The organism is Trebonia sp. (assembly GCF_030042015.1).
In the GTDB taxonomy this organism is placed as follows: domain Bacteria; phylum Actinomycetota; class Actinomycetes; order Streptosporangiales; family Streptosporangiaceae; genus Trebonia.
In genome coordinates, this window is record NZ_JASIAL010000251.1 from 1 (window position 1) to 4785 (window position 4785).

The 4785-nt window shown below is 73.4% G+C and carries 6 protein-coding genes; 4 read left to right on the forward strand and 2 right to left on the reverse strand.

The window, feature by feature from the left end:
* The first annotated feature begins 232 nt into the window (after positions 1 to 232).
* Both Q1N79_RS13410 and mftD read left to right on the forward strand, forming a co-directional pair.
* On the forward strand, positions 233 to 523 hold the full coding sequence (locus Q1N79_RS13410; RefSeq protein ID WP_300608929.1) for a hypothetical protein: 291 nt from the start codon (positions 233 to 235) through the stop codon (positions 521 to 523).
* 120 nt (positions 524 to 643) lie between these two features.
* The gene (gene mftD, locus Q1N79_RS13415) at positions 644 to 1819 is read left to right on the forward strand and encodes a pre-mycofactocin synthase MftD (RefSeq protein ID WP_300608931.1); all 1176 of its coding nucleotides are present in this window, start codon (positions 644 to 646) and stop codon (positions 1817 to 1819) included.
* On the opposite strand, the gene Q1N79_RS13420 is transcribed toward mftD, so the two are convergent.
* Complete coding sequence (locus tag Q1N79_RS13420) at positions 1820 to 2413, reverse strand: TetR/AcrR family transcriptional regulator (RefSeq protein WP_300608933.1); 594 nt, start codon at positions 2411 to 2413, stop codon at positions 1820 to 1822.
* A gap of 64 nt (positions 2414 to 2477) precedes the next feature.
* On the opposite strand from Q1N79_RS13420, the gene Q1N79_RS13425 reads away from it, so the two are divergent.
* Complete coding sequence (locus tag Q1N79_RS13425) at positions 2478 to 4034, forward strand: MFS transporter (protein ID WP_300608935.1); 1557 nt, start codon at positions 2478 to 2480, stop codon at positions 4032 to 4034.
* Positions 4035 to 4089: 55 nt separating this feature from the next.
* Positions 4090 to 4428, forward strand: coding sequence for a hypothetical protein (locus Q1N79_RS13430; protein ID WP_300608937.1), 339 nt, complete (start codon positions 4090 to 4092; stop codon positions 4426 to 4428).
* On the opposite strand, the gene Q1N79_RS13435 is transcribed toward Q1N79_RS13430, so the two are convergent.
* Positions 4397 to 4785 (reverse strand): response regulator transcription factor (locus Q1N79_RS13435; protein ID WP_300608939.1); only part of this gene is annotated, 389 nt, incomplete at its 5' end. The genes Q1N79_RS13430 and Q1N79_RS13435 overlap by 32 nt on opposite strands.

A 4785-nucleotide genomic window follows, 5' to 3' on the forward strand; every position in this document is an offset into this window, starting at 1 on the left:
GCCCTGTCTCCTGGCCGAGCCTAGATCTTCGGCGTGCCGGTGCTGGAGACGGGGCGGCCACCATCTGATCATCCCGGTTTGTGATGACACATGATGATCTTCTGGTGGCCGCTGGCCACGGCGTAGACCCCGGCGGCTGGGCGGGGTACTCGATGAGCTGATGACCCGTGCCGGGACCCGTTTGCGCAGGGCAGAGCCGCGGCGCCGGGCGCGGGCGTTCGTGCTGGGACTGATGGCCGAGCACCAGGTCCGCCGCTGGACCTCCTGGTACCGGTGGGCCACCCTCGCCATGCTCGCCGCCGCCGCCCTCACCATCGCCGCCGCCCTCGAATCCCTCCGCGCCCCGGCCCCCGCCGGGCAGATCCCGCTGACCCGCAACGAGATCGCCCGCCTCTTCGCCAGCCTGACCATCAAGCACCCGCACGACCACAGCCACCGGATCCGATGGTCAAACTGGCGACGACACCACCAGCACCGCGCCAAAACCTGCCACTACCAGCGGCAATCAACCCAAGACCCATGAACGCAACGATCTACGGCTGGAGTACTAGCGCGCACAGATCGGTGGAACGCCAAGAGCCGCATCCACATCCCGCGCAGCAGGAGTCCTGGGCGGCGCGCACAAACGCGGTTACAGTGAACGGTGGCGAGCACGCGGGGGTGGTTCGAGTCCGTGGCCGAGGCGCGGCGGCGTGCCAGGCGGCGGCTGCCCCGGTCGGTGTTCCTCGCCCTTGAGGCGGGCGCGGAGGCGGGCGTCACCCGGGCCGACAACGTGGCCGCGTTCGGTGAGATCAGGTTCGCGCCGCCGCGGCTGGCGGACCTGCCCGCCACCCGCGACCTGCGGACCACGGTCCTGGGGATACCGGTCGAACTGCCGGTGATCGCCGCCCCGGTCGGCGCGCAGGCGGTGCACCCGCTCGGCGAGGTGGCCGTCGCCATGGGCACGAGGGACGCGGGTACGGCCATGGGGCTCAGCGAGTTCGCCAGCAAGCCGGCGGCGGAGGTGGCGCGGGTGAACCCGAAGCTTTTCTTCCAGGTGCACTGGTCCGCCGACCGCGACACACTGCTTGAACGGGCCGAGACCGCGCGGCGCGGCGGCGCGATCGCCCTCATCGTCACGCTGGACTGGTCGTTTCCCGGCGGCCGGGACTGGGGCAGCCCCGCCATACCGCGGGCAATGGACCTGCCGGCAATGCTGCGGTACGCCCCGCAGGCCCTGGCCAGGCCCGGCTACCTGCTCGGCTGGCTGCGGCACGGCGGCCTGCCCGACCTCACCGTGCCCAACATGGCGCGCCCGGGCGGGCCGGCGCCCGGCTTCTTCGCCGCCTACCGTGACTGGCAGGCAGTCAGGCCGCCGGCCTGGGCGGACATCGCCTGGCTGCGCGCCCGGTGGGGCGGGCCGTTCCTGGTCAAGGGCGTGCTGCGGCCGGAGGACGCCCGGCGCGCGGTCGAGATCGGCGCCACCGCGATTTCTGTGTCCAACCACGGCGGCAACAACCTCGACGGCACTCCTGCCTCGATAAGGGCGCTGCCTGCGATCGTGGCAGCGGTCGGCGGCGAGATCGAGGTGCTGCTCGACGGCGGCGTGCGGCGCGGCGGCGACGTGGTGAAGGCGCTCGCGCTCGGCGCCCGCGCGGTGCTGATCGGCCGCCCGTGCCTGTGGGGCCTGGCGGCCCGCGGCCCGGCCGGCGTCCGCAACGTCTTCGAGGTGCTGCGCGGCGGCATCGACTCGGCGCTGCTCGCGCTCGGCCGGCCGTCGGTACGCGACGTCGCCGCCGCGGACGTGATCGTCCCCGAGGGCTTCAGCCAGGGCCTGTAGCTAGGCGGGGCCCAGGGTCCTGATGCCCGCGTCGAGGAACCGGAGCGCGATCGTGACGGCCTCGTCGCGGGCGGGACCTGGCACGAGGTCGGTGACCTCGAGCAGGATCGCGGCCGTGGCGACGGCCGCGATGTGCGGGCCGAAGGAGCCGGGCGCGGTGCCGGTCTCGGCGGCGATGGCCGCGGCGCCCTCGCTGATGGCGGCGGCCATCCGCGCCGTGCGCAGCGCGTTCAGCTCCGGGTTGGCGGCGAACATGCGCAGCGCAAGCCGCTTCATGTCCGCGTCGGAATGCAGGTCGGCGTCGCGCAGCCAGCGGTCAAGCACGCCGATCAGGGTTTCGCCCGGTGCCCGGCTGCCGACCGCGGCGGTCAGCGACTCGATCCCCTCGCTGTACCGCGACAGCGCGATGTCCTGCTTGGACGGGAAGTACATCGCGACCGTGCGCGGCGCGACCTCGGCCGCGGCGGCGATGTCGGCGACGGTCGTGGCGTCGAAGCCGCGCTCGGCGAACAGCTGGTACGCCGCCCGGATGATCGCCTCCCGCCGCCGCGCCTTGCTTCGCTCGCGCAGTCCCGTCTGTGCCGTCTCTGTCATGAGCCGATTGTATATCCAACTGCAGTCTTGCAGTTAACTGCAAATTTGCTATAGGCTGCAATACGTGGCAACCGAAGTTGGCGCGACCCGGCCTCGCGCGATCCGCGGCAACGCGGGCGGCCGGACAGGCGGGCGGCGGCCCGCGGCACTGGCGGTGCTGTGCGTGGCGGTCCTCATCGCGAACCTGGACAACACGATCCTCAACGTGGCTCTCCCGACCCTGGTCAGGGCCCTGAACGCGGGCCAGAGCGACCTGCAGTGGATAGTGGACGCCTACGTGATCGTGTTCGCCGGGCTGCTGCTGACCGCCGGGAGCCTGGCGGACAAGGTGGGCAGGAAGGGGACGTTCCTGGCCGGGCTGGCGATCTTCGCGGCCGGCTCCGCCTGGGCCGCCTTCTCCGGTTCGGTCGGCCTGCTGATCGCGGCGCGCGCGAGCATGGGCGTCGGCGGCGCGCTGATGATCCCCTCGACGCTGTCGATCATCAGCGACATGTACCGCGACGCCGCGCAGCGCCAGCGCGCGATCGGCGTGTGGGCGGCGACGACCGGCGTGGGCGTGGCGCTCGGCCCGATCATCGGCGGCCTGCTGCTCGCGCACTTCTGGTGGGGCTCGGTGTTCCTTGTCAACGTGCCGATCGCGGCGCTCGGCCTCGCCGCCGCGGTCTGGCTCGTCCCCGACTCGCGCAACCCCGCGGCGGGCACGCCTGACCTGGCCGGCGCCTTGCTGTCCATCGCCGGGATCGGGCTGGTCCTGTGGGCGATCATCGAGGGGCCGGTGCGGGGCTGGTCCTCGGCCCAGGTCATCGGGGCAGGCGCGGCCGGGCTTGCGGTGCTCGGGGTGTTCGTCGCCTGGGAGCGTGTCAGCCCGCATCCGCTGCTGGACCTGCGCTTCTTCCGCGACCGCGCGTTCGGCGCCGCGATCCCGGCGGTCGCGACAGTGAACTTCGGGCTCTACGGCGCGCTGTTCGTGCTCACCCAGTTCCTGCAGTTCTCGCTCGGCTTCACCCCGCTGCAGGCCGGCCTGCGCACCCTGCCCGCCGCCGCGGCCGTGGTGGCGATCGCGCCGCTGTCGGCTGTCGGCGTCAGGACGCTCGGGCCGAAGCTCACGATGTCCGCCGGCCTCGCCTGCATCGCGACCGGACTGTGGCTGGTGTCCGGCATCACCGCGACCACCGGCTACGGCGGGATAGTCGCCGGGATCGTCCTGCTCGGCGCGGGCGCCGGCCTGGCGCTGCCGACGTCAAGCGGATCGGTGGTCGGCTCGGTGCCGGGCGGCAACGCCGGCGTCGGGTCGGCCGCCAACACCACCGCCATCCAGGTCGGCGGCGCGCTCGGCGTCGCGGTCGTGGGGAGCGTGCTCACCACCCGCTACCAGGACAACGTCGGTGCCGCGCTGGCCGGGCAGCATGTCCCCGCGGCGGCCATGGCCGCCGTCCGCGGTTCCCTCGGCGGCGCCCTCGAGGTCGCCGCCCGGCTGCCAGGAGCGGCAGGCGAACAGCTCGCCCAGCTAGCCCGCGCCGCGTTCGCCAGCGGCCTGGACCTCGGCATGCTCGCGGCCGCCGGGGTCGCGGCCGGCGGTTTGCTGATCGCCCTGTGCTGGCTCCCGCGCCGTCCGCGCTGATTCAGCGATCGCGGGCACGTCCGCGGGGTATGTTCGACGTGGCAAGGGGGTCAACATGGACGAGAGCCGGGCGCGATCGCTGCTGCGCGCCGAGCGGGACGAGGTAGCGGGCCTGCTGCGCGAGGCCGAGAAGGCGACGGATGCCGACCTCACCGCGCCGGACAGCGCACGCGACTACGGGGACGAGGCGCTGCCGCTGACCGAGGAGGCCGAAGACGAGGCGATCGTCGAGGACCTGCGAGAGCGGCTCGCCGCCATCGACCGGGCGCTTGGCCGCCTCGAGGCTGGCACCTACGGCCGTTCGGTGCTGAGCGGCCAGCCGATCTCCGACGAGCGGCTCGAGGCCGATCCGGCCGCCGAACTCACCGTGGAGGAAGCCCGCGCCCAGCGGTAGCCGCGGTAGCCGCGGTAACCGCCACCGCGCGGCCCGCGGTCCAGGCGGCGATCTGGGCGCGGGACCGGAAGCCCAGCTTGGCCATGATGTTGGCGACGTGCCTGGCGACTGTCGCTGGGCTGATGACCAGTTCCCCGGCGATGGCCTTGTTGCTGCGGCCCTCGGCGACCAGCGCGGCGATCTCCATTTCCCGTGGTGTCAGCGGGGCGGTCGCGGCCCAGGCCGGCGCCGCCGCGGCGGCTGCCTCAACGACGTCCCTCCCGCCGGCCGGCCGGCTGAGCGCCAGCGCGGTGGCCTCCTCCGCCGACAGGGCGAGGCCGCGCGTCCAGAGCAGCGCCACCGCGTGGTCGCCGAGGC

Coding starts and splice junctions, on each gene's coding strand:
- Q1N79_RS13410 (WP_300608929.1), top strand. CDS start 233: ATGGCCGAGCACCAGGTCCGCCGCTGGACCTCCTGGTACCGGTGGGCC.
- Q1N79_RS13420 (WP_300608933.1), bottom strand. CDS start 2,413: ATGACAGAGACGGCACAGACGGGACTGCGCGAGCGAAGCAAGGCGCGG.
- Q1N79_RS13430 (WP_300608937.1), top strand. CDS start 4,090: ATGGACGAGAGCCGGGCGCGATCGCTGCTGCGCGCCGAGCGGGACGAG.